At 63.3% G+C, this 25,121-nt stretch carries 31 protein-coding genes; 24 read left to right on the top strand and 7 right to left on the bottom strand.

The annotated features are described in order from the left end of the window. Window positions 1-124: 124 nt before the first annotated feature. Window positions 125-517, bottom strand: a complete 393-nt coding sequence (rpsI, locus tag FNU76_RS16535) for a 30S ribosomal protein S9 (protein ID WP_144279209.1) — start codon at window positions 515-517, stop codon at window positions 125-127. Window positions 518-544: 27 nt separating this feature from the next. After that, window positions 545-973 carry a 50S ribosomal protein L13 gene (rplM, locus tag FNU76_RS16530; RefSeq protein WP_144279208.1) on the bottom strand — a complete coding sequence of 143 codons (429 nt, stop codon included), beginning with the start codon at window positions 971-973 and terminating at the stop codon, window positions 545-547. A gap of 682 nt (window positions 974-1,655) precedes the next feature. Here rplM and FNU76_RS16525 point away from each other — a divergent pair. Then, window positions 1,656-1,976, top strand: a complete 321-nt coding sequence (locus FNU76_RS16525) for an OsmC family protein (protein ID WP_444542058.1) — start codon at window positions 1,656-1,658, stop codon at window positions 1,974-1,976. Here the strand turns inward: FNU76_RS16525 and FNU76_RS16520 are convergent. Together FNU76_RS16520 and coq7 are read right to left on the bottom strand one after the other, a co-directional pair. Continuing rightward, window positions 1,973-3,238, bottom strand: a complete 1,266-nt coding sequence (locus tag FNU76_RS16520) for an MFS transporter (protein ID WP_179958153.1) — start codon at window positions 3,236-3,238, stop codon at window positions 1,973-1,975. The two genes, FNU76_RS16525 and FNU76_RS16520, sit on opposite strands and share 4 nt — an antisense overlap. 74 nt (window positions 3,239-3,312) lie before the next feature. After that, on the bottom strand, window positions 3,313-3,930 hold the full coding sequence (gene coq7, locus FNU76_RS16515) for a 2-polyprenyl-3-methyl-6-methoxy-1,4-benzoquinone monooxygenase (protein WP_144279206.1): 618 nt from the start codon (window positions 3,928-3,930) through the stop codon (window positions 3,313-3,315). 165 nt (window positions 3,931-4,095) lie between these two features. Between coq7 and FNU76_RS16510 the strand changes: the two genes are divergently transcribed. From FNU76_RS16510 to FNU76_RS16480, 7 genes are all read left to right on the top strand, one after another. Next, on the top strand, window positions 4,096-4,719 hold the full coding sequence (locus FNU76_RS16510; protein WP_144279205.1) for a peptidylprolyl isomerase: 624 nt from the start codon (window positions 4,096-4,098) through the stop codon (window positions 4,717-4,719). A gap of 21 nt (window positions 4,720-4,740) precedes the next feature. Beyond that, complete coding sequence (locus tag FNU76_RS16505; RefSeq protein WP_144279204.1) at window positions 4,741-5,235, top strand: peptidylprolyl isomerase; 495 nt, start codon at window positions 4,741-4,743, stop codon at window positions 5,233-5,235. Window positions 5,236-5,275: 40 nt separating this feature from the next. Continuing rightward, entirely contained in the window at window positions 5,276-6,016 is a 741-nt protein-coding gene (locus FNU76_RS16500; RefSeq protein ID WP_144279203.1) for a UDP-2,3-diacylglucosamine diphosphatase, read from the top strand. Window positions 6,017-6,159: 143 nt separating this feature from the next. Then, window positions 6,160-6,648, top strand: a complete 489-nt coding sequence (locus tag FNU76_RS16495) for a hypothetical protein (RefSeq protein WP_144279202.1) — start codon at window positions 6,160-6,162, stop codon at window positions 6,646-6,648. A gap of 96 nt (window positions 6,649-6,744) precedes the next feature. Next, the gene (locus tag FNU76_RS16490) at window positions 6,745-7,527 is read left to right on the top strand and encodes an ATP-binding cassette domain-containing protein (protein WP_144279201.1); all 783 of its coding nucleotides are present in this window, start codon (window positions 6,745-6,747) and stop codon (window positions 7,525-7,527) included. A gap of 233 nt (window positions 7,528-7,760) precedes the next feature. Further along, complete coding sequence (locus tag FNU76_RS16485) at window positions 7,761-8,366, top strand: glutathione S-transferase (protein WP_144279200.1); 606 nt, start codon at window positions 7,761-7,763, stop codon at window positions 8,364-8,366. A 130-nt stretch (window positions 8,367-8,496) separates the two neighbouring features. Next, the gene (locus tag FNU76_RS16480) at window positions 8,497-10,764 is read left to right on the top strand and encodes an arginine/lysine/ornithine decarboxylase (RefSeq protein WP_144279199.1); all 2,268 of its coding nucleotides are present in this window, start codon (window positions 8,497-8,499) and stop codon (window positions 10,762-10,764) included. A gap of 54 nt (window positions 10,765-10,818) precedes the next feature. On the opposite strand, the gene lysA is transcribed toward FNU76_RS16480, so the two are convergent. Both lysA and lptM read right to left on the bottom strand, forming a co-directional pair. Next, on the bottom strand, window positions 10,819-12,063 hold the full coding sequence (gene lysA, locus FNU76_RS16475; protein ID WP_144279198.1) for a diaminopimelate decarboxylase: 1,245 nt from the start codon (window positions 12,061-12,063) through the stop codon (window positions 10,819-10,821). After that, on the bottom strand, window positions 12,060-12,188 hold the full coding sequence (gene lptM / locus FNU76_RS25275) for an LPS translocon maturation chaperone LptM (RefSeq protein ID WP_144279197.1): 129 nt from the start codon (window positions 12,186-12,188) through the stop codon (window positions 12,060-12,062). The genes lysA and lptM overlap by 4 nt, the downstream gene beginning before the upstream one ends. 55 nt (window positions 12,189-12,243) lie before the next feature. Between lptM and cyaY the strand changes: the two genes are divergently transcribed. The 5 genes from cyaY (at window position 12,244) to FNU76_RS16445 (ending at window position 15,500) form a co-directional block, all read left to right on the top strand. Next, window positions 12,244-12,555, top strand: coding sequence for an iron donor protein CyaY (gene cyaY, locus FNU76_RS16465; protein WP_144279196.1), 312 nt, complete (start codon window positions 12,244-12,246; stop codon window positions 12,553-12,555). A gap of 3 nt (window positions 12,556-12,558) precedes the next feature. Next, window positions 12,559-12,999: a YqaA family protein gene (locus tag FNU76_RS16460; protein WP_223879062.1), complete on the top strand. Its 441-nt coding sequence runs from the start codon at window positions 12,559-12,561 to the stop codon at window positions 12,997-12,999. 276 nt (window positions 13,000-13,275) lie between these two features. After that, on the top strand, window positions 13,276-14,217 hold the full coding sequence (locus FNU76_RS16455; RefSeq protein ID WP_144279195.1) for a porin: 942 nt from the start codon (window positions 13,276-13,278) through the stop codon (window positions 14,215-14,217). 102 nt (window positions 14,218-14,319) lie between these two features. After that, window positions 14,320-14,796, top strand: coding sequence for a large conductance mechanosensitive channel protein MscL (gene mscL / locus FNU76_RS16450; RefSeq protein WP_144279194.1), 477 nt, complete (start codon window positions 14,320-14,322; stop codon window positions 14,794-14,796). Further along, window positions 14,796-15,500, top strand: a complete 705-nt coding sequence (locus FNU76_RS16445; RefSeq protein WP_144279193.1) for a Type 1 glutamine amidotransferase-like domain-containing protein — start codon at window positions 14,796-14,798, stop codon at window positions 15,498-15,500. The genes mscL and FNU76_RS16445 overlap by 1 nt, the downstream gene beginning before the upstream one ends. On the opposite strand, the gene FNU76_RS16440 is transcribed toward FNU76_RS16445, so the two are convergent. Then, window positions 15,482-16,369, bottom strand: coding sequence for a polysaccharide deacetylase family protein (locus FNU76_RS16440; RefSeq protein ID WP_179958152.1), 888 nt, complete (start codon window positions 16,367-16,369; stop codon window positions 15,482-15,484). The two genes, FNU76_RS16445 and FNU76_RS16440, sit on opposite strands and share 19 nt — an antisense overlap. A 203-nt stretch (window positions 16,370-16,572) precedes the next feature. On the opposite strand from FNU76_RS16440, the gene FNU76_RS16435 reads away from it, so the two are divergent. The 11 genes from FNU76_RS16435 to FNU76_RS16385 are packed head-to-tail and all read left to right on the top strand — an operon-like array spanning window position 16,573 to window position 25,118. Beyond that, complete coding sequence (locus FNU76_RS16435; RefSeq protein ID WP_144279191.1) at window positions 16,573-17,328, top strand: beta-ketoacyl synthase chain length factor; 756 nt, start codon at window positions 16,573-16,575, stop codon at window positions 17,326-17,328. Continuing rightward, window positions 17,321-18,103: a lysophospholipid acyltransferase family protein gene (locus FNU76_RS16430; RefSeq protein WP_144279190.1), complete on the top strand. Its 783-nt coding sequence runs from the start codon at window positions 17,321-17,323 to the stop codon at window positions 18,101-18,103. The genes FNU76_RS16435 and FNU76_RS16430 overlap by 8 nt, the downstream gene beginning before the upstream one ends. Beyond that, entirely contained in the window at window positions 18,090-18,350 is a 261-nt protein-coding gene (locus FNU76_RS16425) for a phosphopantetheine-binding protein (protein ID WP_144279189.1), read from the top strand. Before FNU76_RS16430 ends, FNU76_RS16425 begins: the two co-directional genes overlap by 14 nt. A 29-nt stretch (window positions 18,351-18,379) precedes the next feature. Then, window positions 18,380-18,637, top strand: coding sequence for an acyl carrier protein (locus FNU76_RS16420; RefSeq protein WP_144279188.1), 258 nt, complete (start codon window positions 18,380-18,382; stop codon window positions 18,635-18,637). Window position 18,638: 1 nt separating this feature from the next. Next, entirely contained in the window at window positions 18,639-19,175 is a 537-nt protein-coding gene (locus FNU76_RS16415; protein ID WP_144279187.1) for a COG4648 family protein, read from the top strand. Beyond that, window positions 19,168-20,883 (top strand): ApeI family dehydratase, encoded by a 1,716-nt coding sequence (locus tag FNU76_RS16410; RefSeq protein ID WP_144279186.1) that lies wholly within the window; start codon window positions 19,168-19,170, stop codon window positions 20,881-20,883. The genes FNU76_RS16415 and FNU76_RS16410 overlap by 8 nt, the downstream gene beginning before the upstream one ends. Beyond that, window positions 20,880-21,641 carry a glycosyltransferase family 2 protein gene (locus tag FNU76_RS16405; protein ID WP_144279185.1) on the top strand — a complete coding sequence of 254 codons (762 nt, stop codon included), beginning with the start codon at window positions 20,880-20,882 and terminating at the stop codon, window positions 21,639-21,641. The genes FNU76_RS16410 and FNU76_RS16405 overlap by 4 nt, the downstream gene beginning before the upstream one ends. Then, the gene (locus tag FNU76_RS16400; RefSeq protein ID WP_144279184.1) at window positions 21,641-22,579 is read left to right on the top strand and encodes a lysophospholipid acyltransferase family protein; all 939 of its coding nucleotides are present in this window, start codon (window positions 21,641-21,643) and stop codon (window positions 22,577-22,579) included. The genes FNU76_RS16405 and FNU76_RS16400 overlap by 1 nt, the downstream gene beginning before the upstream one ends. Then, on the top strand, window positions 22,563-24,107 hold the full coding sequence (locus tag FNU76_RS16395) for an HAL/PAL/TAL family ammonia-lyase (protein WP_144279183.1): 1,545 nt from the start codon (window positions 22,563-22,565) through the stop codon (window positions 24,105-24,107). Before FNU76_RS16400 ends, FNU76_RS16395 begins: the two co-directional genes overlap by 17 nt. Next, the gene (locus tag FNU76_RS16390; RefSeq protein ID WP_144279182.1) at window positions 24,097-24,516 is read left to right on the top strand and encodes an acyl-CoA thioesterase; all 420 of its coding nucleotides are present in this window, start codon (window positions 24,097-24,099) and stop codon (window positions 24,514-24,516) included. Before FNU76_RS16395 ends, FNU76_RS16390 begins: the two co-directional genes overlap by 11 nt. Next, the gene (locus tag FNU76_RS16385; protein WP_223879061.1) at window positions 24,510-25,118 is read left to right on the top strand and encodes a LolA family protein; all 609 of its coding nucleotides are present in this window, start codon (window positions 24,510-24,512) and stop codon (window positions 25,116-25,118) included. Before FNU76_RS16390 ends, FNU76_RS16385 begins: the two co-directional genes overlap by 7 nt. The last annotated feature ends 3 nt before the right edge of the window (window positions 25,119-25,121 follow it).

Here is a 25,121-nt window from a genome sequence, read left to right as displayed (position 1 = left end):
ATATGCCGGATAGATAGACCCAATGGAAAAAGCCGCCAGGGATAAGCTGACGGCTTTTTTCCGGCTTGCGCCGACGTACTCGAACGAATCTTCGTGCGAATTCCGTTGCGAAACGCTTGCGCGCTTAACGCTTCGAGAATTGCTTTGCGCGGCGGGCCTTGCGCAGACCGACCTTCTTACGTTCGACTTCACGCGCATCGCGGGTCACCAGACCGGCCTTCGACAGCGCCGACTTCAGCGTGGCGTCGAATTCGATCAGGGCGCGGGTGATGCCGTGGCGCAGCGCGCCGGCTTGACCGGTTTCACCGCCGCCTTCGACATTAACCATAATGTCGAAGGATTCGAGGCTTTGGGTCAACGCCAGGGGCTGACGAACAACCATGCGACCGGTTTCACGCGAGAAATATTCGTCCAGCGGCTTGCCGTTGACGACGATCTTGCCCGAACCCTTGGCCATAAACACGCGAGCGACAGCGCTCTTGCGACGACCGGTACCGTAGTAATACTTGCCAACCATTTTTTCAGTCCTTGTATCTGGTCGTAATTAGACTTCAAGGACTTTGGGCTGTTGCGCGGCGTGCGGATGCTCTGCGCTAGCGTAGACCTTGAGTTTCTTGATCATGGCGTAACCGAGCGGGCCCTTGGGCAGCATGCCCTTGACAGCCTTTTCGAGCACGCGCTCGGGGAAACGTTCCTGCATTTCGGTGAAGGAACGCTCGTAGATACCGCCGGGGTAGCCCGAGTGGCGATAGTACGTCTTCTGCTGTGCCTTGTCGCCGGTCACGCGCAGTTTGCCGGCGTTGACGACGACGATAAAGTCACCGGTGTCAACGTGCGGGGTGTAGATAGCTTTATGCTTGCCACGAAGGCGACGAGCGATTTCAGCGGCGAGGCGACCGAGCACTTTGTCGGCGGCGTCAACCACGAACCATTCGTGCTCTACCTCGTGCGGCTTGGCGGAGAAGGTTTTCATACGGCTCTTCCAGATTCGTTCGATTTACGGAAAGTCGCGCATTCTATTTGAGAAAACAAGGCGCTGTCAAACCGAACGAGAGATGATAGCAAAGTCGCGCCACCCAGGGGCGCGCACGGGGGTTATTACATATAGAGGCCTTGCAAAGGGTACAAAATACCGCGGCGCTGGTGTTGTCTGCCATCGGGTCCCTAGCGATGTTCGCCGGAGTTTACCCGAAAGATCCTCAAGCAGCTGGACAAAAAAAAGCGCAAGCCATCTGGGCTTGCGCGTAATTCCACCAAAAAAGGAGGATGGAGGAGACAACATCAAAGCACACACATTGCGTGTACCGCCTCAATGCAGTTCGAATAGTACGTGAAGCTTACGGACCGCGCAAGCCGTTTTTTGTGCAGTGCGCCATAAAATGGTCCTATAGAAATAAAATTACACGTCAATTACGCTGTTTTCCGTTGATACATCAACATTTGCTACAGTTACGTACCATGATGTGCCGGTTTTATCTTGGTAATCTTGCGCACCGCCGCAATTACCATCCCTTCCCACCCCAGTAAGGAGACGCGATGCGCGCTCGCATCAAATGGATAGAGAACGTCAGTTTTCTGGCACAAAGTGAATCGGGACATGCCGTACTGATGGATGGCGCCCCGCCGCGGGCGGACAAAATCTCGGCCCCCGGCCGATGGAAATGCTGCTGATGGGTACCGGCGGCTGCACCGCCTTCGATGTGATCGCCATCCTCAAGAAAAGCCGTGCCGACGTGATCGACTGCGAAGTGCAACTGGACGCCGAGCGGGCCGACACCGACCCCAAGGTGTTCACCCGTATCCATATGCATTTCGTGGTGACCGGACGCAATCTGAAACACGACCAGGTCAAGCGCGCCATCGACCTGTCGGCGGACAAGTACTGTTCAGCCTCGATCATGCTGGGCAAGAGCGCGGCCATCACCCACGACTTCGAGGTGGTCGAGGTTGGCGAGGCCACGCAAGCCGCCGATTAACTTTCCACCACGGTGCGCTTGGGCAAAGTCATCAGCAATCTGGCCGGCGAGCGCTTCAGCGCATGCCAGGCCAGCAGCGCGCCCAGGCCGCCGATCACGTAGAGCGCCGCGCGCAGGCCAAGTCCGCTGGCCAGGGCGCCGCCGGCCAACGCCCCCAGCGGCGCCGGGGCGACGGTCAGGAAGCGCATGGTGGCGATCATGCGGCCCAGCAGCGCATCCGGCGTGACCGCCGCGCGGGCGGCCAGGTAGTTGATGGAGAACTGCGTGGCGCCGAATGCGAACAGGCCTTGGCAAAGACTGAACCACAGCATGGCCAAGCCGCCTGCGGTCGGGATCAGGCTGAAGCCTATCCATGCCAGAGCCGTGGCGACGAAGCCCCAGCCGATGGCGGGCCCGATACCCAGGCGCCGGCCGATGGTTTCCGCACTGAGCGCGGCCGCCAGGCTACCCAAGCCACCCAGCATATAGCCGACACCGAGCTGCCCGGCATCCAGGCCCAGCTCGCGGTTGGCGAACAGGACCAGCACGGCCGCCAACATATAGTTGAGCAACTGCCACAGCGAGGTCTGTATGGCGAAGGCCCGCAGGAGCGGCATGTCCCATACCAGCCGCAGGCCCGCCTTGATCTCGCTCCAGGCCGACACATCGGCCGCACGCGGCTCCGGCGCCGGCTCCGTCGCACGGATGGTGCGCAGGATCAAGGCCGAAACGATAAACGAAGTGGCATTGAAGAGAATCGCCAAGGGCGCGCTGAACCACTGGATCAGTAAGCCTGCCAGGCCGGGCGCGGTAACCTGCGCCGTCGACGAGGTCGCCATGAACTTGCTGTGCGCCTCGACCAGCCTATCCTTGCCGATCAGGCCCGCCACATAGCTCTGATGGGCCGAACCGCCTACCACCTCGCCGCTCATGCAGATAAAACCGACCACCCACAGTACCGGCATGGTGAGCCAGCCGCCCCAGGCGGCCAGGGGGACGACCAGCAAGGCCAGCCCGCATACCAGATCGCGCAGCAGCATAAGCGGCATGCGCCGCACGCGGTCTATCAATACCCCCGCGTGCAAGCTGAACAGGGCAAAGGGCAACACTTCGATGGCGGACAACACGCCCATCTGCATGGGCGTGGCATGCAGCAGCACGGCCGCGGTCAGCGGCAAGGCAAGGTGCGAAATATAGGAACCGAAATCGGAAATGCCCTGGGCAAGCCATAGACGCACGAAATCGGGATTCCGCCATAAACCGGTCAGGCGATTACGGAACATGTTTTTCTTGGCAAAAGAAGACATCCACCCCGGCCATCAAGGCCAGACGACGGACGGATGACGCAACAAAAAAGTCAGACGCGATAAGACAGTGTAGTCATCACGCGGGAGACGGCCCGCATCGCCGCCCGAGCCGGCAGCGGCATATCGGCAGCGCCCAGCTCGGTCGCCATCCTGGCATGTTCGGTCTCATCGGCATGCATCTGGCTGACGATGGCGCGGCTGCGCGCATCCTCGACCGGCAAGCTACCCAAATGATGCTGCAGATGTTCGGCCACCTGCCGTTCGGTTTCCGCCAGGAAACCCAGGTTGTAGCGGTCGCCCACCAAGCCGGCGGCCACACCCATGGCCAGCGAGCCGGCATACCACAGCGGGTTCAGCAGACTTTGCCGGCCACCCAGTTCGGCAATGCGCCGTTCGGTCCAGGCCAGATGTTCGACCTCCTCGTCGGCCGCTTGCTGCAAGGCTTGCCTGGTGGCCGGATCATGGGCGGTCAGAGCCTGGCCTTGATAAAGCGCCTGGGCACAGACCTCGCCGCAATGATTCACCCGCATCAGGCCGGCGGCATGGCGCTTCTGGGCGCTATCCAGGGCCGCTTCGGGCACGTCCGCATCCGGATGGGGGCGCTGGCTGGCGGCTGGGGCGAACACGGTACGCAGGGCGCGGTCGAATTCGGTGATCAGCTTGTCCATACGTCGCTCCCGGCGGATTGAAGAGCCGCAATCATAGCGTGGAAGCCGCCCAGCGGTGGCCGTATTCATTCCGGGTAGCCATTTAGGCAAGCGGGGCCGGTGTAAAGCGCCGGCTAGCGCTGTGATAATATCCAAGCCTTCATAAACCACATATGCCCGGCCAACATGAAAAAATTCCTGTTCAGTCTCGCACTCACCCTGCTGGCCCCCTTGGCCCTGGCCGCCAATCCCATGGTTCGCTTCAGCACCAACCAGGGCGAGATCGATGTGGAGCTTTACCCCGAAAAAGCACCGTTATCGGTCGAGAATTTCCTCAAGTACGTCAAGAAGGGCCATTACAACGGCACCATCTTTCATCGCGTCATCCCCGGCTTCGTCGCCCAGGCCGGCGGCTTCACCGCGGATATGCAGGAAAAACCCACCGACAAGACCATCCAGAATGAAGCCAAGAACGGCCTTTCCAATCTGACCGGCACCTTGGCCATGGCCCGGATGGGAGCACCGCACAGCGCCAGCGCACAGTTCTATTTCAATCTGAACGACAACGCCGCGCTGGATTTCCGTAGCGAAAGCAATGGCCGCGAATGGGGCTACGCCGTGTTCGGCAAGGTCGTGAAGGGCATGGACGTGGTGCAGAAGATCGGCACCGTCCCCACCAGCACCCTCAATGGCATGCGCGATGTCCCCAGCCAGCCGGTGGTGATCAAGTCCGCCAAGCAGATCCCGGAAATGAAGATCGCAGCCCCGGCGGCGGCCACCACCCCTGCCGTCGAACCAGCCAAACAATAACCCTTTAGAAAGCAAGCTCCCATGCGCGCCAAACTGCACACCAACTTCGGCCTGATCGTTCTCGAACTGGACGAAGCCAAGGCCCCCAAGACCGTCGCCAATTTTGCCGAGTACGTAAAGTCCGGCCATTACGACGGCACCATCTTCCATCGCGTCATCAACGATTTCATGATCCAGGGCGGCGGTTTCAGCGCCGATATGAAGCAGAAGGCAACCCGCGACCAGATCGAGAACGAAGCCGCCAACGGCCTGAAGAACGAGCTGTACACCGTTGCCATGGCCCGCACCCCGGATCCGCATTCGGCCAGCGCGCAGTTCTTCATCAATGTCGGCAACAACAACTTCCTCAATTACACCGCTGCAACCACCCAGGGCTTCGGCTACTGCGTGTTCGGCAAGGTGGTGGAAGGCCAGGACGTGGTCGACGCCATCAAGGCCGTCAAGACCGGCAACAAGGCCATGCACCAGGATGTACCGGTGGAAAGCGTGATCATCGAAAAGGCCGAGCTGGCTTAACGAAATTGGCGCGGGCGACCGCGCCTTTTTTTACCCCCTTATGTCAAAACCGCTCCTATTCGCCTCCGACCTCCATTTGTCCGAAAGCGACCCGGCTACCGTGCAAGCCTTCGTGGATTTCCTGAAGGGGCCGGCCCGCGAGGCGCAAGCGCTCTACCTGCTGGGCGATATCTTCGAATACTGGGCCGGCGACGATGATGACGACCCGCTCAACGCCTACATCGCGGCTGAGTTGAACGCACTGGCGGCCCAAGGTGTGCAGCTCTACCTGATGCACGGCAATCGCGATTTTCTGCTGGGCGCGGATTTCGCCGCCTCCGCCGGCCTTACCCTGCTGGCCGACCCCACCATGATCAGCGCCATGGGACAAACCTTGCTGCTGAGCCATGGCGATGCCCTTTGCATCGACGATTCGGCCTATCAGCAGTTCCGCCGGATGGTCCGCGAACCGCAATGGCAGGCAGCCTTCCTGGCGCGGCCCTTGCAGGCCCGCAAGGACGATATCGCCCGTATCCGCGCCGCCAGCGAAATGGCCAAGCAAAGCAAGGCGAGCGAGATCATGGATGTCAATCCGGGCGCCGTTGCCACTTTGCTGGCCCGCTACCCGGACGCCCAACTGGTGCACGGCCATACCCACCGTCCCGCCTGCCATCGCGACGAAAAACAACGCGCGCAACGCTGGGTGTTGCCAGATTGGTACGGTGGCAAAGGAGGCTATTTACGGGCCGACGCGACCGGCCTGACCTTCGTGGGCATTAACCAGGACGCTGTTTGGCACTGATGTGGCCGTCTACGACATCGTCATTATCATGATGCACTAATTGACTTCCGTATAAACCGGCCTAGACTCCGCCCCCTATTGCAGCGCAACATAGGCAAATAGATAGCGTCCACAAGACCGTATTATCAGGAAGTTACCCAATCATGAATGCTCCCCATGCTGCCTGGCCACTACCCCGCCTGGAGCAACAAATCGATTTCCTCAGCGAAGGCGCCGACCTCGCCAATCGCAACTTCGAGCGATTGATCGCCACCCAGTTCGACGGTTGCCGCGACTGGATGAAGGCGGTCAACGAACAGACCGAGCCGGTCGACCGGCTGGAACACCATCTCGACCAAGGCCTGCATCTGGGTTGCGCGCTGTTCGTGGCGCAGATCTCGGCCATGACCGACGCCATGCAACTGCTGGAACGGACCCTGGCCGAGCAACAGCGCGGCCTGTTGAGCACCCTGGACAAGCAACCCGACGGCTTGGGCGAACCGATGAAGAAAGCAGTCTGCATCAGCAGCTGCGCCTTCGACTCGATGTCCAAGGCCACCCGCCAGGTAGCCAATTTCGCCAGCAATCGCTTCGCCGCCGCCGCGGTCAGCGCGTTCCAGCAAGCCAAGGACAAGATGGCCGAACAGGCCTGATGCGCTCCCGCGCCCCGGGCGCCGGAATCCGATAGATGTTGCGCCAGTGTCCTTGGCACGTCCTAGAATAAAGCGAATCCCTTTCGATTTGCCGCCATGCTTATCTTTTCCCATGTCAGCCTGATCCGCGATGGCCGCACCGTACTGAGCGGCATCGACGCGACGGCTTTGCCGCATGGCCTGATCGCCCTGCTCGGTCCCAATGGCGCGGGCAAATCCAGCCTTTTGGCCGTGGCGGCCGGTGAGTTGGCGCCGGCCGGCGGCGAATGCGAATTCGACCAATTGCCATTGGCCCGTACCCATGCGAACACCCTGGCGCGGCGTCGCGCGCTGTTGCCGCAACAAAGCAGCCTGGAGTTCGATTTCAGCGTGCGCGAGGTGGTGCGCCTGGGCGGGACACCTTTCCCCGATATTCCCGGCCACGAGCTGGAGGGTTTGATCGACAGCGTGCTGCAGCTGACCGATGCCGAATCGCTGACCGAGCGCCGCTATCTCAATCTATCGGGTGGCGAGCGGCAGCGGGTGCAATTGGCCCGCGTGCTGGTACAGGCTTGCGCCGCGGCCGCACAGGGGCCGGCACTGCTCTTGCTGGACGAACCCACCGCCAGCCTGGATCCCCGCCATCAGCATATGTTGCTGGCCGGCCTGCGCGAGCTGGCGCGCAAGTTACCCATCACCGTGCTGGCGAGCTTGCATGACGTCAATCTTGCGCTGACCTATGCCGAACAGAGCTGGCTGTTATATGAAGGGCGCCTGGTCGCAGCGGGAAAATCGGTGGATGTACTTACCCCCGAGCGGCTAGCCGCGGTGTTCCAGCTGCCTGTGCGGCGGGTGGAGGATCAGCTGGTTTTCGGACTGGCGCGCGGTCCCCTGGCGTAGCAGCGTCACTGGCTGAGCCGGATACCACAGTATGGGAAGCATCTTGCCTTGGAGATTGCGCAACGCAGCATATGCGGTAAGAATCGTAGCGCCCCCGGCTGCGAATAACGCGCAGATGGGAGCATGCAACGTGATCCGCCTTCCACTTGCCGAGTTGAGATACCATCCGACATGCATCCGGCAAGATGGGATGCGTAAATCCAGCCCCTGTTCCGCCCACCGGTTCCCCGCTCATGAAGCTGATCGCCTCACTCACCAGCCCCTATGCCCGCAAGGTACGCATCGTCCTGCAGGAAAAGCGTATCGAATGCCCCCTGACGGTGGATATTCCGTGGAATGTCGACACCCAGGTACCGACGGTCAATCCCCTGGGCAAAGTACCGGTGTTGATCCTGGACGACGGCAGCACCTTGTTCGATTCGCGCGTGATCGTCGAATACCTCGACCATATCTCGCCGGTCGCCAAACTGATCCCGAACGACCATCGCCAAGCCGTCCAGGTGAAGCGCTGGGAAGCACTGGCGGACGGCATCAGCGACGCCGCCGCCACGATATTCGTCGAGCGCAAGCGCCCGAGCGCGCAGCAGAGCCCGGAGTGGATCGACCGCCAGATGGCCAAGATCGAGCGGGGCCTGCAGACCCTGTCGGACGACCTGGGCGAACGCGCCTGGTGCGTCGAAAGCTACACCTTGGCCGATATTGCCGTCGGCAGTTGCCTGGGCTACCTGGACCTGCGCTTTGCCGAGATCGACTGGCGCGTGCAATACCCCAATCTCGCCAAATTGGCGGACAAGCTGGCGCAACGCCCGGCCTTCGCCGAGACCATGCCGCAGCCGTAACAGCCGACCCTTACCCTTTACAGCGGGGCCGCGCCTAAGGGCGCGGCCCCGCGCTATTTTACCGACGGCGTGAATCGCGCCGTGCTTGCCCTAGAAAATGCGACCGAGCCCGGTCGCCGGAGACTATCCCATGAAATTCCGCTTTCCCGTCGTCGTTATCGACGAAGACTTTCGCGCCGAAAACTCCAGCGGCCTCGGTATTCGCGCGCTTGCCAAGGCGATCGAAGACGAAGGCTTCGAAGTTTTGGGTGTCACCAGTTACGGCGACCTGACTGGCTTTGCCCAGCAGCAAAGCCGGGCCTCGGTCTTTATCCTGTCCATCGACGACGAGGAATTCATTGGCGAACCGGGCGTGGAGACCGCCGCCATCGCCAATCTGCGCGCCTTCGTCCAGGAAATCCGTTACAAGAACGCCAATATCCCCATCTTCCTGTACGGTGAAACCCGCACCAGCCGGCATATCCCCAACGATGTGCTGCGCGAACTGCATGGCTTTATCCATATGTTCGAGGACACGCCGGAATTCGTCGCCCGTTCCATCGTGCGCGAAGCCCGCCATTACCTGGACTCGCTGGCCCCGCCGTTTTTCCGCGCCCTGCTGCACTACGCCCAGGATGGTTCCTACAGTTGGCATTGCCCCGGCCACTCGGGCGGCGTGGCTTTCCTGAAGAGCCCGGTCGGCCAGATGTTCCACCAGTTCTTCGGCGAGAACATGCTGCGCGCGGACGTCTGCAACTCGGTCGACGAGTTGGGACAGCTGCTTGACCACACCGGCCCGGTGGCCGCCAGCGAACGCAATGCCGCCCGTATCTTCGGCGCCGACCATCTGTTCTTCGTCACCAACGGCACTTCGACCAGCAACAAGATGGTCTGGCACGCCACGGTCGCCCCGGGCGATATCGTGGTGGTCGATCGCAACTGCCACAAGTCCATCCTGCATTCCATCATGATGTGCGGGGCGATTCCGGTGTTCCTGATGCCGACCCGCAACCACTTCGGCATCATCGGCCCCATTCCGCTGTCCGAGTTCACGCCGGCCGCCATCGAGAGAAAGATACAGGCCAATCCCTTCGCGCGCGAAGCCCTGGCCAAGCGCCCCGGCAATAAGCCGCGCATTCTCACCATCACCCAATCGACCTATGACGGCGTGCTCTACAACGTCGAAATGATCAAGGATGTGCTGGGCGAGACAATCGATACGCTGCACTTTGACGAAGCCTGGCTGCCGCATGCCTCCTTCCACGATTTTTACCAGAATATGCACGCCATCGGCCGCGACCGCCCGCGCAGCAAGGATGCCATGGTGTTTGCCACCCAATCGACGCATAAGCTGCTGGCGGGCCTGAGCCAGGCCTCGCAGATCCTGGTACAGGAATCGCAAACCCGCCAGCTGGACCGGCATCGTTTCAACGAAGCCTATCTGATGCACACTTCCACCTCGCCGCAATACTCCATCATCGCCAGCTGCGATGTGGCGGCGGCCATGATGGAAGCGCCCGGCGGCACCGCCCTGGTGGAAGAATCCATCGCCGAAGCGCTCGATTTCCGCCGCGCCATGCGCAAGGTCGATGCCGAATACGGCGACGGCGCGGGCGGCTGGTGGTTCAAGGTGTGGGGCCCCGAGTACCTGGCGGACGAAGGCGTAGGCGAGCGCGAGGACTGGGTATTGCGCGCCGACGATCACTGGCACGGCTTCGGCGCCTTGGCCGATGGCTTCAATATGCTGGATCCGATCAAGGCCACCCTGATCACGCCGGGCCTGAACATGGAAGGGGAGTTCGACCTGAGCGGCATCCCCGCCGGCATTGTCACCAAGTACCTGGCCGAACACGGCGTCATCGTCGAAAAGACCGGTCTCTACAGCTTCTTCATCATGTTTACCATCGGCATCACCAAGGGCCGCTGGAATACCCTGGTCACCGCCTTGCAGCAGTTCAAGGATGACTATGACAAGAACCAGCCGGCCTGGCGTGCGCTGCCGGAATTCGCCGCCAAGCATCCTTGCTACGAACGTGTCGGCCTGCGCGACCTCTGCCAGCAAATCCACGAGGTCTACCGCGACAATGATGTGGCCCGCCTGACCACCGAGATGTACCTGAGCGATATGGTGCCGGCCCTCAAGCCGTCCAAGGCTTTCAGCAAGATGGCCCACCGCGAGATCGAACGGGTGCCGCTGGATGCGCTGGAAGGCCGCATCACGGCCATCCTGCTGACCCCCTACCCGCCGGGCATTCCCTTGCTGATTCCGGGTGAGCGTTTCAACAAGACCATCGTGGACTACCTGCGCTTCGCCCGCGCCTTCAACGAACGCTTCCCCGGTTTCGAAACCGATATCCACGGGCTGGTCAAGGATGAGGTCAGCGGCGAGTACTATGTCGATTGCGTGATGGCCGAATAGCCGCCGGCACCGTCGTAGTGTTCCTTGGCCGGGAGCCCGGCCAAGGAACACGGTTTACTTCAACAAAGCACGCTCGTTCGCCAGCAATTCATCCAGCGTTTCACGTTTGCGTATCAGCCGAACACCGTCCCCGCCGACCATGACTTCCGCCGCGCGCGGCCGGGTGTTGTAGTTGGAACTCATCGTCATGCCATAGGCGCCGGCCGACAATACCGCCAGCAGATCTCCCGCCTCCACCGCGAGCCGGCGCGACTTGCCGAGAAAGTCGCTGCTCTCGCAGACCGGTCCGACCACGTCGTACTCTTGTGCCGCCGCCGTCCCTTGCCGCACCGCGACAATGTCGTGGTAGGCCTGGTACAGCGCGGGGCGCATCAAATCGTTCATGCCGGCATCGACAATGGCGAAATGCTTGCTTTCGCCCGGCTTCAGATATTCGATCCGCGTCAGCAGCAGCCCGGCATTCCCCACCAGCGAGCGGCCCGGTTCCAGCACCAGGCGTAGCGAACGGCCAGCCAGGCGGGCCAGGATCGCCGCGGCATAATCGGCCACCGCCGGCGGTACTTCATCGGTGTAGCGGATGCCCAAGCCCCCACCCATATCGATATGCTCCAGCACGATGCCGCCGGCGCCCAGTTGGTCCACCAGTTCCAGCAGGCGGTCGAGCGCATCGACAAAGGGGCTCAGGCCGGTCAGTTGCGAACCGATATGGCAATCGATGCCGATCACACGCAGATGCGGCAGTCCGGCCGCCACGCCAAAGATGCGCGGCGCGTCCTGGTGGTCGATGCCGAACTTATTGTCTTTGAGCCCCGTGGAAATATAGGGATGGGTGTTCGCATCCACATCCGGATTGACGCGCAGGCTGATCGGGGCGCGCAGATCCAATTCCGCCGCTACCGCGTTCAGGCGGTGCAATTCCGCCTCGGACTCGACATTAAAGCAATGGATGCCTGCCTGGAGGGCCATACGCATCTCATCGGCCGTCTTGGCCACACCGGAGAAAACGATGCGTTCCGCCGGCACGCCGGCGGCCAGCGCCCTGGCCAGCTCACCCGCCGAGACGATATCGCAGCCCGCGCCCAGCTTGGCGAAGGTCTGCAGCACGCTCAGGTTGGAGTTGGCTTTCACGGCATAGCAGATCAGTGGATCGTGCCCGGCGAAGGCGTCGCGATAGCCTTCATAGGTCGAAACCAGCTCCGCCTCGGAGTAGACATAGCAGGGCGTGCCGAACCGTGCCGCGATATCGGCCAGCGGCACGCCTTCCACGGCGAGGCCTTGCGGTGTAGGCGTCAGCTTCATGGCGTGCTCCCACCCTGGCTGGCCGATGCAGGCGCTTTACCCTGGCCGGGCAGGAACAGGGGCCCTTTGTAGCCGCAAGCAGAAAGAAGACAGGCCGAAATTAGGCAAAAGACAAGGAGGCGCATGGCGGCTTCGGAGCGGTAAAATAGCCATACTAACAACGCATACCCGAGCCAGCCAATGACCGAAAGCGAATTTCTAAATGCAAGCGATGCGGCCTTTGACCATATCGAAGCCGTACTCGACGCCGCGGCGTTCGACCTCGACCTGAACCGCAACGGCAATGTGCTGGAAATCGAGTTCGACGACGGCGCCAAGATCGTGGCGAACCGGCACGTGGCCAGCCAGGAACTGTGGCTGGCGGCACGCTCCGGCGGCTACCACTACCGCCTGCAGGACAATGCCTGGCGCAGCACGCGCGACGAGAGCGAATTCTTCACGCAACTGGCCGAGTTGATCGCCCGGCATGCCGGCCAGCGGCCGAGCTTTTAAAGCGTGCTGGATGGGCTGACCGCGGCGCCCGCGGGTCTGGCTGGACTATTTATATCCGCCTTCCTCTCCGCCACGCTCTTGCCGGGCAACTCGGAAGTCGCGATGCTGTTGTGGCTACGCGCACGCCCCGATACCTTGTGGCTGGCGGTACTGGTCGCGTCCCTGGGCAATACCCTGGGCAGCCTCAGCACCTTTGCACTGGCCTGGCGCCTCAGCCGCAATGCCTCGGCCGATGCGGGCGGCCGTTTGTCGCCGCGCGCGCTGGCATGGCTGCGGCGGCATGGCAGCTTGGCACTCCTGCTGGCCTGGCTGCCCATCGTCGGCGACGGCCTGTGCTTCGCTGCCGGCTGGCTGCGCCTGCCCGCCTGGTCGGCCGGCCTGGCCATACTGGCGGGAAAAACATTTCGCTATATTCTGATCGGCGCACCATGGTGGGCAGGCTGAACCAGCCGATTCAATCGGTCAGAAGCATTTTACCCACGGCCCGCTTGTTGCATTACAGCAACCCTCAACTACCTCGAATTTCTTTAATAATTCAAATAAAAACAATAACTTACATAATATCCATGCGGTTTTTCCCGTAAATACCCAATACCGCCGAATAGCCGCTTACATTGCTTGTAAGCCACGCCACCGCCTATCATTCGCCCGTAATGTATCGCCCATCTATCGGGGCAGCTCTCTGCTATACCGTTTTCAACTTGATGAAGGAACACTCTAATGAACAAGAAGCTAATCGCATTGGCCGTTGCTGCCGCTGCCATTGCACCCACCGCCTTTGCCGCCGGCAATGAAGTGGTGCTGTATGGCCAGGTAAACGTTGGTGTGGAAATCTCCGCTCGCCCTGGTGCCGAGCCTGATCAAACCAAGATCTCCAACCTGTCCTCGCGCATCGGCTTCAAGGGTCAGGAAGATCTGGGCGATGGCTTGTCCGCCTTCTTCAAGATTGAAAGCGCCGTGGCGCCGGATGATGCCTCCCGTTCCGGTTTCGGTACGCGCGAAGCCTGGGTCGGCCTGAAGGGTGATTGGGGTTCGGTGGCGGCGGGTCGCGGCAAGAGCCCCTACACCCAGGCTACCGAAGAATTCGATCCGTTCTACCTGGACGATTCGCTGGGCCTGACCAACCACGGCAGCAACGACAACTACCGCATCAACAACGCCATCCGCTTCGACGGCGCCTACGGCCCCGTGACTTATAGCTACGCCAATTCCTTCGGCGAGAACAAGGGCGCGCCGGCCGGCACCCGCTCGACCAACGACTTCAGCATGCAAGCGAAGTACGCCGCCGAAAACTTCTCCCTGGTCGGTGCTTACGGCGTGTTCAAGCCCAAGGCCGGCAAGGCTGTCAAGCGCCTGCTGCTGGGCGGTACCTTCACGATGGGCGACCTGTCGCTGAGCCTGGCCGGCCAACACCGCAATGACGGCAACGACAAGTTCACCGACCCACTGTTGCTGGTTGGCTACTCCATGGGTGATCTGAGCCTGCAAGCCGGCGCGATCTTCTGGGACAAGGACACCATGGCCAACACCAAGACCCAAGGCACCGCTGGTCTGTTCTACAACCTGTCCAAGCGTACCGTGGTGACCGGCGAGTACACCAACAGCTACGCCGGCGTAAAGGGTCACAACACCTTTACCCTGGGTCTGAACCACTCGTTCTAAGCCTGTTTGGCTCGACGAGCGTCAGCACAAAAACAGGCAGCCTCGGCTGCCTGTTTTTTTTATTGCCGGCGCAAATGCAAATCCATCATTCGAGAGGTAGCCATGTTTAAGGAGTTCAAGGAATTTGCCATGCGTGGCAATGTGGTCGACCTGGCGGTCGGGGTCATCATCGGCGGCGCCTTCGGCAAGATCGTGGATTCGCTGGTCAAAGACATCATCATGCCGCCCATCGGCTACCTGCTGGGCAATGTCGATTTCTCCAATCTGTTCCTCGTGATCAAGGAAGGCGGCAAGGCTGCCGCTCCCTATGAAACCTTGAAAGCGGCGCAGGACGCCGGTGCGGTCACCGTCAATTTCGGTGTGTTCGCCAACGTCATGATCAGCTTCCTGATCGTCGCCTTCGCGGTCTTTCTGCTGGTACGCACGCTGAACCGGCTCAAGCGCTCGGAAGCGCCGGCCGAAGCCGAAGTACCCAGCAAGGATTGCCGCTATTGTTTCCGCAGCATCCCTGCGCAAGCCAGCCGCTGCCCTTGCTGCACTTCGCAACTAGCGGAAGCCGGCGCAGGCGGAGTGGACTGATGAGCAAGCAATTGATCGTGCAAGGCGGCGGTGGCTTCTCGATGGAAACCACGCCCCTGCTGGACCAGCACTTCCTTGCCGCCACCCGCAAGGCCAAGCCGCGTATCTGCTTCCTGCCCACGGCCAGCGGCGACCCCGACGGCTATCTGTTCAAGTTCTACAGCGCGCACGCGCGCTACGACTGCCACGCCAGCCATCTGTCCTTGTTCCGCCCCCATACCGCCGACCTGGCCGGCTTCCTGCTTGAACAGGACGCCATCTACGTAGGCGGCGGCAATACCAAGTCCATGCTGGCGCTATGGCGTGACTGGGGCGTCGACCGCATCCTGGCGGATGCCTACGCCGCCGGCATCGTGATGGGCGGCGTCAGTGCCGGAATGATTTGCTGGTTCGAACAGGGGCTGACCGATTCCATCCCCGGTCCGCTCTCGGCCCTACCCTGCCTGGGCTGGCTAGCCGGCGGCGCCTGCCCCCATTACGATGGCGAAGCACAACGGCGGCCGCGTCTACGGCAGGTGGTGGGCGATGGCGCCATGCTGGATAGCTGGGCCGCCGACGACGGCGCCGCGCTGCATTTTGTCGATGGCCAGCTGAACGAGGCGGTTTGTTCGCGCCCCGGCGCGCAAGCTTGGCGGGTGCAGCGCCAGGCCGACGGCAGCGTGCTGGAAACGCCCTTGCCCACCCGCTACCTGGGCGAAGCCTGAAAGCAGCCTTTGCGCAGCTCGGCCTGGTCGCCCGTCCAACGGGCGCGCCAGCCGGCGCTGCGCGACACCGCGCCGCACACAAAACGCCCCGCTTGCGCGCGCCCCTGGGCAGCCCGCAGCAGTGCTGCCGTATCGGTATAGAAAGGGGGATCGGCCAGCGGCAAGGACAAGGCGGTGGCTTCTTCCACCAGAATGTGCAAGTACTCGCGCATATGGTCGGCGGTATAGGGGTTGGTATCGTGGAAGGTCATCACCACCGGGGTCACTCCTTCCCACACCGGCAGCAAGCCGGCTTGGTAGGCCTGCGCGGCATCCGCCAGCTCCCGCCGCAGATGCGCGCGGCGCCGCAGGCTAAGATTCCAACCGTAGATCTTGCCGTCATTGGCGCTCAAGTCGCTTAACAGCATGCCCAGGCCGGCGGCCTGGTAGGCCGCCAGGGTGCGGCCGTCGTATTCCCAATCCGGCGGCCTGACCAGACCGGCATCCTCGCCGCATTGCGCCGCGATCGCTTCCCTACCGTCCCGCATGGAGGCGGCCAACTCGCCGTCGTCCAGGCGCGGATGCGGAATATGGCCGCGCGCACTGGCGGAGTGCACGCCCAGCAAATGCCCGGCCCCGCAGGCCCGCCGCATGATCGCCCGGCCGGCTTCGCTGCCACCGTGCTCGATATGGGCGCTCTGGACAAAGAACAGGGCCTTGATGGAGGGAGTCACGGGATTTTCCGCCAACTGTTCCAGGATACGCGTCGTCGGCGTGCTATCCCACAGGCTGGGACCGTCGTCGAAACTGAGCAGGAAACGGATAGGCGCCGGCGCGGACAGCACGGCCAGATGGACCGATAAACAGAACAAGGCACGTAGAAGGGGCATACTTAGACTGGGCATGCCCGCTATTTTATACGGTTGCCCACGCCCCTTTTGCCGTCCATTGCAAGGCACTGTGATTTTTACCCACTCACAATTTTTTAAAATAGCGGCAGTTCCATGATTCATGCCACCCGACTAGAATCGCCGCCTGGCGCCGGGGCCATGCCTCGCAGCAAGCATGCAATCGATCACCTAGCGCACTAAAAATGACAATTCGTTTTTCAATTGCACAATGGGCCGCCTGGGCCCCTGGCTTACCCGATCAAGCCGCCTGGTCAGCCTGGTTGCGGGCGCCTGCCATGCCAGTCCTGGGCAGTGGGCCGGCGACACCCGCGCTGACTGAAATGCCGGCCATGATGCGGCGCCGGGTCGAGCGCTTGGGGCGCATCGCATTGCAAGCAGCTTACGGAGCGCAAGCAGAGGCCGGCAACTGCCCGGTCCTGTTTGCCTCGCGCTATGGCGATCTGGATCGTATCGCCGAGCTACTGCGCCAATTGGCCCGTGGTGAACCTACTTCGCCCACCGCCTTCAGTATGTCGGTGCACAATGCCATCGGCGCGCTGTTCTCCATCGCCCGCGCCGACCCTGGCAATTACAGCGCCATCGCGGCCGGCGAGGAAACGATCGAGGCGGCCTTTACCGAAGCCAGCGCCCTGTTGGCCGATGGTGCGCCCGCCGTGTTATTGGTTTATTACGAAGAGCCCCTGCCCGCTCCCTACCAGGGCTTTGCCGAACCCGGCGGCTTGCCGGATTTCCCGCGCGCCTGGGCCTGCCGCCTGATTCCCACCGAACAGGGCGGTTACAGCTTGTGTTCCCGGCAAGCCGAAGCCGGCGGGGCCGAGCCCGCGGTCGCCGATCTGCCGGCCGATCTGGCGGTATTGCGCTTCCTGCTGTCCGGCACGGCGCCCACACTCACTCGCCGGCTGGCCGGCAAGACCTGGCACTGGCGGCAAGATGCTTGAGCGCCTGGAGCGTGCCTGGCGCGTATTGGCCACCGCCATCGCCTTCGGGACCTTCGGCCTGGCGGGGCTGGTCTTGCGCCTGGTCGCCCTCCCCTTGCTGCATTTGGCGTTTCGCCCGCCCCGCGAAGAGGCCAGGCTGGCGCGCCTGCTGGTTCACCATACCTGCCGCGCATTTATCGGCTGGATGCGGCTGCTGGGCATTCTGCGCTACCAGATCCGCGGCGCGGAGAAATTGCGGCGGCCCGGCCTGCTGATCATCGCCAACCACCCAACCCTGATCGACGTGATCTTTCTGCTCTCGCTGGTCCGCGACGCCGACTGCGTGGTCAAGGCCGCCTTGGCCGGCAATCCCTTCACCCGTGGGCCGATCCGGGCAGCCGCCTACCTATGCAACGACTCCGGCCCGGGGTTGATCTATGATTGCATCGCCTCCATCCGTAAGGGCAGCAGCCTGATCATTTTCCCCGAAGGCACCCGCACATCGCCCGAGGGTGGGCTGAAGTTGCAGCGGGGCGCCGCTAATATCGCTGTTCGCGGCCCGTGCGACCTCACCCCGGTTATCATTCGCTGCGTCCCGCTCAGCCTGACCAAGGGCCAGCCCTGGTGGCGCGTCCCGCCCCGGCGCATGTATTTCCACATCGAAGTCGGCGACGACATCGCCGTTGCGCCCTTCCTGGCCCTGAGCAACGGCGAAGCGGCACTGGGCGCCCGCCGGCTGACCCAGCATCTACACGACTATTTTTCGCCGGAGAATGCCATCCATGCAGCAACTTGAAGACGAAATCAAGACGCTCATTATCGAAGCGCTCAATCTGGAAGATATCCAGCCAGCCGATATCGACCCAACCGCCCCCCTATTCGTGGAAGGCTTGGGCCTGGACTCCATCGATGCCCTTGAACTGGGTCTGGTACTACAGAAGCGTTACGGCCTCGCCTTGACCGCCGATTCGGCCGAGACCCGTCGCCACTTCGCCAGTGTCCGCGCCCTGGCCGAATTCGTCGCCCAAGGCAGAACCCTATAAGCCCCCAATCCGTACCAGGATGCCCGCGCATGACCAAGCAGGAAATATTCGATCACCTAAGCGCCTTGCTCAGCGAAAGTTTCGCGGTCGATCCCGCCCTGATCCAGCCCGCCGCACGCCTGTATGAAGATCTCGATATCGACAGCATCGATGCCGTCGATCTGATCGGCAAGCTCAAGCCCATGCTGGGCCGCCGCCTGCAGGCCGACGCCTTCAAGTCGGCCCATACCCTGGCCGACGTGGTCGATGCGCTGCACGCCCTCATGAACGAGACCGCCGGACCCTGAAGTGCGCACCGCCTTGCTGACCTTGCTGACCCTGGCCTACCCGCCGCTGGTTTATTTCTGCCTGGACCAGGTCGAACCGCGCTGGCTGGCCCTCTTGCTGGCCGGCCTGGCGCTGGCCCGCGCGCTGGCCACGCGGGAACGGCTGTGGCTGGCCGCCGCCGCCGGCACCTTGCTGCTGGCCGCCGCGAGCGCGCTGGGTAATGCGCTGCTGCCCTTGAAGCTCTATCCGGTGCTGGTCAATGCAGCGCTCCTGGTGCTGTTCGGTCTTAGCCTGTACTACCCGCCCAGCGTGATCGAACGGCTGGCGCGGCGCCAGACGCCCGAGCTTCCACCGGCCGGCGTGCGCTATACCCGCCGCGTCACCCAGGTATGGTGCGGCTTCTTTGTGCTCAATGGCGGCATCGCCCTGGCGACGGCGGTATGGGCCAGCGACGCCGCCTGGGCGCTGTACAACGGCCTGATTGCCTATGTGCTGATGGCCGTCCTGTTCGGCGCCGAATGGCTATGGCGGCAAAGGGTAAAGGCGGCGCATGGCTGAATGGCGGGAACTGGCCCATTTGCTTGCGGAGGGCCGGCCGGCGGACCATCCGGTCGCCCTGCGCGACGGCGCGATCCACGATTTCGCGGCCTTCACCAGCTCGGCACTGGCCTGGCGGCGCTGCTTCGCCGCCCAGGCGGGCCGGCGCTTCGCCCTCTATTGCGAAGATAGCGCCGATTTCGCCGCCGCCTTGTTCGGCGCCTGGCATGCCGGCAAGGTCGTCTACCTGCCCGGCGATACCGTGGCGGCAACCTTGCGGCAGCTGGCGGAGCGGGTCGATGGCTTCGCCGGCGATCTACCGGCGCATTGCCAACCGTTGCGACCCGCCGCACCGGCCCGGGACGACAGCGCGATGGACTGGCAGGTGCTGGATGTCCAGTCCGAGGCGCTGGTGGTCTTCACCTCCGGCTCGACTGGCCTGCCCAGCGCCATCCCCAAACGGCTGTGCCAACTCTTCGAGGAAGTGGCCACGCTTTCGGCCTGCTTCGGCGCGCGGCTGGAAGGCGCCAACGTGCTCGCCACCGTTTCGCACCAGCATATCTACGGCTTGCTGTTCCGGGTGTTGCTGCCCTTGGCCGCCGGCCAGCCATTCGCTGCCAAGCGCCTCGCCTTTTCGGAAGATATCGCCACCGCCCTGGCGCGTTCCGGACCGAGCGTACTGGTGGCCAGCCCCGCCCATCTGAAACGCCTGCCGCCCGCCCAGGATTGGGCTGCCGGGCGGCTGGGCCTGCGTGCCCTGTTCTGTTCCGGGGGGCCACTACCGGTCGAAGCGCTGCCCGACTGTCGCGCCTTGCTGGGCCAAGCGCCCATCGAAGTTTTCGGCAGCTCGGAGACCGGCGGTATTGCCTGGCGCCGGCGCGACCGCGACGAGGATACGCACTGGCAGGCGCTGCCCGGCGTACGGTTGCGGATCGAGAATCAATGTCTCTGGGTGCGCTCGCCGCATCTATCGGACGACAACTGGCAGGCAACCGCCGACCAGGCGGAAATGGACGCGGCGGGCTTGCGCTTGCTGGGACGCGCCGACCGTATCGTCAAGGTCGAGGAAAAGCGCGTCTCGCTCGATGCCCTCGAACATGCCCTGCTGGCCGGCGGCTTGCTGCTGGAGGCCAAGGCCCTGCTGCTACCCGGCACGCGCGCCGCGCTGGCCGTGGTGGCGGTGCCGAATGAAGCCGGCTGGGCCTTGCATGACGACAGCGGCAAACGCGCCCTGAACGAAGCTTTGCGCGGCGCCCTTGCCGGAGTATTGGAACATGCGATCCTGCCGCGCCGCTGGCGCTATCACTGGGACCTGCCCACCAATAGCCAGGGCAAGAGCAAGCTGGCGGCCTTGGCCGCCCTGTTCGATCCGCGCCGCCCCGCCGCGCGCCTGTTGGCCCGCCGGCCGGATGCGGCCCGCCTGCGCTTCGAAGTCGCGGCCAATTCGCCCTACTTCGCCGGGCATTTCCCCGGCGCGCCGGTGCTACCCGGGGTGGCCCAATTGCAATGGGTACAGTTGTTCGCCGGCGAACTGCTGGACGTCCCCCTCGGCTTCCAACGCATGGAAGCCGTCAAGTTTCCTCGCCTGCTGCCACCCGGCAGCACGGTCACGCTGGAATTAAGCCTGCGGCAAGCCCAGGCGGGCGAGGAGGGCGTATTGGCCTTCAAACTCAGTTCGGCCGCGGGTATCCATGCCAGCGGCCGCATGGTATTCGGAGCATTGTCGTGAGTTGCTGTGTCGTTATCCCGGTCTATAACCATGGCGCGGCAATCGGCGCCGTCGTGGCGGCCGTGCGGGCGCATGCCCTGCCCTGCCTCCTGGTGGACGATGGCAGCCATGCCGATTGCGCCGCCGTGCTCGATGCCCTGGCGGCGGCCGACCCGGCCGGCGTCAGTCTCTTGCGGCTGGCGCAAAACCAGGGGAAGGGCGGCGCCATGCTGGCCGGGCTGCGCGCGGCCCACGCGGCCGGTTACAGCCATGCCCTGCAGATCGATGCGGACGGCCAGCATAATTGCGCAGATATACCGCTGTTCCTGCAATGTTCCGACCATTTTCCCGCCGCCATCGTCTGCGGTTGTCCGCTATTCGACGACAGCGTGCCGCGCAGCCGCTTCTACGGCCGCTATCTGACCCACGCCTGTGTCTGGCTGCAGACCCTGTCCTTCGCCATCCGCGACTCCATGTGCGGCTTTCGGCTCTATCCGCTGGCGGCCACCGTCGCCTTGCTCGACTCGGTCCGCATCGGTCGGCGCATGGACTTCGATACCGATATCATCGTGCGGCTGTTCTGGCGCGACGTCCCGGTGATCAATCTGCTGACCCGCGTCACCTACCCCAGCGACGGCGTCTCGCACTTCCGTATGTGGCGCGACAATCTACTGATGATACGGCTGCATATCCGGCTGCTGGCCGGCATGCTGCCACGGGCGCCCCGCTTGATCTGGCGTAGCATACGGCGCCAGGCCTTGCGCCCGGCGGGCCGCTGATGGCAACGGTCCGCCACTGGGCGGAGATGCGCGAAAGCGGCTTTGTCGGCGGTATCTTGCTGCTGTACTGGCTGCACCGGCTATTTGGACGCTGGCCCTTCCGGTTCCTTATCCACGCCGTGGTCATGTTCTACTGGCTGGGCAAGCCCACCCTGCGGGCGTCTTCCCGCCAATACCTGCAACGCCTGCATGCGGCCACCGGCGTGCCGGGCCACCCGCCCGGCCTGCGCGACAGCCTGCGCCATATCGCCTTGTTTGCCGAAACCATCCTGGACAAGCTGCTGGCGGTAGCCGGCCGCTACCCCTTCGAACGGGTCCGGCTGGAGGGCCGCGAGCAATTGCAGGCCGCCGCCGAAGCAGGTTTGGGCGGCTTGATCGTCACCGCCCATATCGGCTGCCTGGAACTCTGCCGCGCCATGGCCGAGCGGAATCGCCGGCTGGTGCTCAATATCCTGGTGCACACCCGCCATGCGGCCGAATTCAATCGCCTGCTCAAGCGCCTCAACCCCGCCAATGACCTGCGCTTGATCGAGGTCAGCGAAGTCGGTCCTGCCACCGCGGTCCTGCTGGCCGAAAAGGTGGCCGCCGGCGAGTTCGTGGTGATCGCCGGCGATCGTGTGCCGGTCTTCGCCAGCAAGACCGTACGGGTCGATTTCCTGGGCCACCCGGCCCCTTTTCCGGTCGGCCCCTACGTCCTGGCCAGCCTGCTGAAATGCCCGCTCTATCTGCTTGGCTGCATCCACCAGGACCAAGGCTATACCATCCATTTCCGCCGCCTGGCGCAACGGGTGGAGTTGCCGCGCGGCCGGCGCGACGCCGCCATGGCCGAGTACGCCACCCTTTATGCCCAGGCCCTGTGCGAGCTGTTGCAGCGCTCACCCTATGACTGGTTCAATTTCTTCCCCTTCTGGGATCAAGACCATGCCTATCCCCGCTGAATCCGTCCGCTTCGACGGTAGCCGCCTGACTATCGAAGATGTCTGCGAACTGGCCGCCCGGCGCCGCCCTGCCGAGTTATCGGCCGAGCCGGCTTTCCGTGCCCGTATCGCCCGCGGCGCCGATTTCCTCGACCGGCTGCTGGCCGAGGACGGCGTGATCTACGGCGTCACCACCGGCTATGGCGACTCCTGCACCGTCACCATCCCCCCGGCGCTGGTGGCCGAATTGCCGCACCATCTCTACACCTACCATGGCTGCGGCAGCGGCCGCATGCTGACGGCGGAGGAGACCCGCGCGGTCCTGGCCACCCGGCTGGCCTCCCTGGCGCAAGGCATGTCCGGCGTCAGCGTTGCCTTGCTGGCGCAATTGGAAGCCCTGCTGCGGCACGATGTCCTGCCGCTTATCCCGGCGGAGGGCTCGGTCGGCGCCAGCGGCGACCTTACGCCGCTGTCCTACCTGGCGGCGGTGCTGTGCGGCGAGCGCGAGGTCTTGTACCAGGGCCGGCAGCGGCCGGCGGCGGAAGTATTGGCGGAATTGGATATCGCCCCCCTGCGGCTGCGTCCAAAGGAGGGCCTGGCCATCATGAACGGCACGGCGGTGATGACCGGGCTGGCTTGCCTGGCCTGGCGGCGCGCCGAGTATCTCTGCCGGCTGGCCACCCGGCTGACCGCGCTCAATGTGCTGGCCAGCGCCGGCAATGCCCATCATTTCGATACGGCGCTGTTCGCCGTCAAGCCACATCCCGGCCAACAGGCCGTGGCCGCGCGGATTCATGCCGACCTGGCCGCCGACGGCCCCAGCCGCAACGAGCAACGCCTGCAGGACCGTTATTCGCTACGCTGCGCGCCCCATGTGATCGGCGTGCTGGCAGACAGCCTGCCATTCTTCCGCGGCCTGATCGAAAACGAGCTGAATAGCGCCAACGACAATCCCATCGTCGATGCCGACAATGAACGCATCCTCCACGGTGGCCATTTCTATGGCGGCCATATCGCTTTCGCCATGGACGGTCTCAAGCAAGCCGTCGCCAATGTCGCCGATCTATTGGACCGGCAACTGGCCCTGCTGGTGGACAGCCGCTACAACCACGGCCTGCCGGCCAACCTGTCGGCCGCGGAAGGACCGCGCGCAGCCATCAACCACGGCCTGAAAGCGGTGCAGATCAGCGTGTCGGCCTGGACCGCCGAAGCGCTCAAACAAACCATGCCGGCCTCGGTCTTCTCCCGCTCCACCGAATGCCACAACCAGGACAAGGTCAGCATGGGCACCATCGCCGCGCGCGACTGCCTACGGGTATTGGAGCTGAGCGAACAGGTGCTGGCAGCCATGCTGATCGCCGCAAGGCAGGGTCTGGCCCTGCGGCAGCGCCGCGATGGCGAATTGGCCTTGTCGCCGGCCGTCGCGGCCATGCAGGCCGACCTGGCAGCCCGGATTCCGCTCCTGCAAGAGGACCGCGCACTGGACCGTGAACTGCTCGGCTTGCTCGACGACATCCGCAACCAGGCCTGGAGCCTGTATGACAGCTGATCTGAGCCATGAAATCGAAGTGGTGCCGGCCTTCCACGATCTCGACCCGCTGGGCATCGTCTGGCACGGCCATTACGTCAAATACCTGGAATTGGCCCGCAGTGCCCTGATGGCGCGGTTCGACTACGACTATCCACAGATGCGCGACTCCGGCTTTGCCTGGCCCATCGTTGATATGCACCTCAAATATGTGCGGCCGGCCCGCTACGGCCAGCGCCTGAAAGTCCTCGCCCGCATCACCGAATGGGAGAACCGCCTCCGCGTCGACTACCGCATCAGCGACGCGCTGGACGGACATTGCCTGACCAAGGCCCACACCATCCAGGTGGCGGTCGCGCTGGCCGACGGCGAAATGCAGTACCTCTGCCCCGCCGTACTGGGACAAAAGCTGGGAGTAACACCATGTTGAACATGCCCTGGTACCGCTGGCTGCCTGTCTTGCTGATCGGTTTATCCAGCCTGCTTGTCACGGCCGCCGACCTGGCGACCGAGGTAACGAAGCGACTGGACCCGGCACCCGTGCTACGGGGCGATTTCGAACAGCGAAAAACCGTCGGCGGCTTTAAGCAGCCCTTGCTGTCACGCGGCGACTTCCTGCTCTGGCGCGACCATGGCGTGCTATGGCAGACCCGCAAGCCATTTGCCGCCAGCCTGGTCCTGACCCGCAAGACCCTGCTGGCCCGCCAGGCCGACGGCAGCGCCGCCTACCGGCTGGACAGTCGTGCCCAGCCCGCCCTGGCCGCCGTCAACGAACTGCTGTTCGCCCTGCTGGGAGGCGATATCGCCACCTTGGCCAAGCGCTTCCGCATCGAAGGGGAGCTGCAGGGCAAGGAAGGCTGGCAACTGCAACTGACGCCGCTGGACGACGGTTTGGCGCGGGTATTCCAGCGGGTGCGGCTGCGCGGCGACCGCTATGTCCGCCAGGTTGATCTGGAGGAAGCCAATGGCGACAGCAGCCAGATCCGTTTCGAGCAATTACGCCAAGCCCCCCGCCCACCGACACCGAGGTAGCCC

The sequence above is a fragment of the Chitinimonas arctica genome (genome assembly GCF_007431345.1).
GTDB classification, from domain to species: domain Bacteria; phylum Pseudomonadota; class Gammaproteobacteria; order Burkholderiales; family Chitinimonadaceae; genus Chitinimonas; species Chitinimonas arctica.
This window is presented reverse-complemented; position numbering and strand designations above follow the sequence as displayed.

Bases quoted from the DNA above. Each gene is read 5' to 3' on its own strand.
- FNU76_RS16400 (WP_144279184.1), top strand. From the start codon at position 21,641: ATGGCAACGGTCCGCCACTGGGCGGAGATGCGCGAAAGCGGCTTTGTC.
- FNU76_RS16410 (WP_144279186.1), top strand. From the start codon at position 19,168: ATGGCTGAATGGCGGGAACTGGCCCATTTGCTTGCGGAGGGCCGGCCG.
- FNU76_RS16435 (WP_144279191.1), top strand. From the start codon at position 16,573: ATGACAATTCGTTTTTCAATTGCACAATGGGCCGCCTGGGCCCCTGGC.
- FNU76_RS16390 (WP_144279182.1), top strand. From the start codon at position 24,097: ATGACAGCTGATCTGAGCCATGAAATCGAAGTGGTGCCGGCCTTCCAC.
- FNU76_RS16430 (WP_144279190.1), top strand. From the start codon at position 17,321: ATGCTTGAGCGCCTGGAGCGTGCCTGGCGCGTATTGGCCACCGCCATC.
- FNU76_RS16490 (WP_144279201.1), top strand. From the start codon at position 6,745: ATGCTTATCTTTTCCCATGTCAGCCTGATCCGCGATGGCCGCACCGTA.
- FNU76_RS16425 (WP_144279189.1), top strand. From the start codon at position 18,090: ATGCAGCAACTTGAAGACGAAATCAAGACGCTCATTATCGAAGCGCTC.
- rpsI (WP_144279209.1), bottom strand. From the start codon at position 517: ATGGTTGGCAAGTATTACTACGGTACCGGTCGTCGCAAGAGCGCTGTC.
- FNU76_RS16485 (WP_144279200.1), top strand. From the start codon at position 7,761: ATGAAGCTGATCGCCTCACTCACCAGCCCCTATGCCCGCAAGGTACGC.
- lptM (WP_144279197.1), bottom strand. From the start codon at position 12,188: ATGCGCCTCCTTGTCTTTTGCCTAATTTCGGCCTGTCTTCTTTCTGCT.
- FNU76_RS16525 (WP_444542058.1), top strand. From the start codon at position 1,656: ATGGAAATGCTGCTGATGGGTACCGGCGGCTGCACCGCCTTCGATGTG.
- FNU76_RS16445 (WP_144279193.1), top strand. From the start codon at position 14,796: ATGAGCAAGCAATTGATCGTGCAAGGCGGCGGTGGCTTCTCGATGGAA.
- FNU76_RS16505 (WP_144279204.1), top strand. From the start codon at position 4,741: ATGCGCGCCAAACTGCACACCAACTTCGGCCTGATCGTTCTCGAACTG.
- FNU76_RS16385 (WP_223879061.1), top strand. From the start codon at position 24,510: ATGTTGAACATGCCCTGGTACCGCTGGCTGCCTGTCTTGCTGATCGGT.
- coq7 (WP_144279206.1), bottom strand. From the start codon at position 3,930: ATGGACAAGCTGATCACCGAATTCGACCGCGCCCTGCGTACCGTGTTC.
- FNU76_RS16500 (WP_144279203.1), top strand. From the start codon at position 5,276: ATGTCAAAACCGCTCCTATTCGCCTCCGACCTCCATTTGTCCGAAAGC.
- FNU76_RS16520 (WP_179958153.1), bottom strand. From the start codon at position 3,238: ATGTTCCGTAATCGCCTGACCGGTTTATGGCGGAATCCCGATTTCGTG.
- FNU76_RS16420 (WP_144279188.1), top strand. From the start codon at position 18,380: ATGACCAAGCAGGAAATATTCGATCACCTAAGCGCCTTGCTCAGCGAA.
- FNU76_RS16440 (WP_179958152.1), bottom strand. From the start codon at position 16,369: ATGCCCCTTCTACGTGCCTTGTTCTGTTTATCGGTCCATCTGGCCGTG.
- FNU76_RS16395 (WP_144279183.1), top strand. From the start codon at position 22,563: ATGCCTATCCCCGCTGAATCCGTCCGCTTCGACGGTAGCCGCCTGACT.
- rplM (WP_144279208.1), bottom strand. From the start codon at position 973: ATGAAAACCTTCTCCGCCAAGCCGCACGAGGTAGAGCACGAATGGTTC.
- lysA (WP_144279198.1), bottom strand. From the start codon at position 12,063: ATGAAGCTGACGCCTACACCGCAAGGCCTCGCCGTGGAAGGCGTGCCG.
- FNU76_RS16455 (WP_144279195.1), top strand. From the start codon at position 13,276: ATGAACAAGAAGCTAATCGCATTGGCCGTTGCTGCCGCTGCCATTGCA.
- FNU76_RS16495 (WP_144279202.1), top strand. From the start codon at position 6,160: ATGAATGCTCCCCATGCTGCCTGGCCACTACCCCGCCTGGAGCAACAA.
- mscL (WP_144279194.1), top strand. From the start codon at position 14,320: ATGTTTAAGGAGTTCAAGGAATTTGCCATGCGTGGCAATGTGGTCGAC.
- FNU76_RS16510 (WP_144279205.1), top strand. From the start codon at position 4,096: ATGAAAAAATTCCTGTTCAGTCTCGCACTCACCCTGCTGGCCCCCTTG.
- FNU76_RS16480 (WP_144279199.1), top strand. From the start codon at position 8,497: ATGAAATTCCGCTTTCCCGTCGTCGTTATCGACGAAGACTTTCGCGCC.
- cyaY (WP_144279196.1), top strand. From the start codon at position 12,244: ATGACCGAAAGCGAATTTCTAAATGCAAGCGATGCGGCCTTTGACCAT.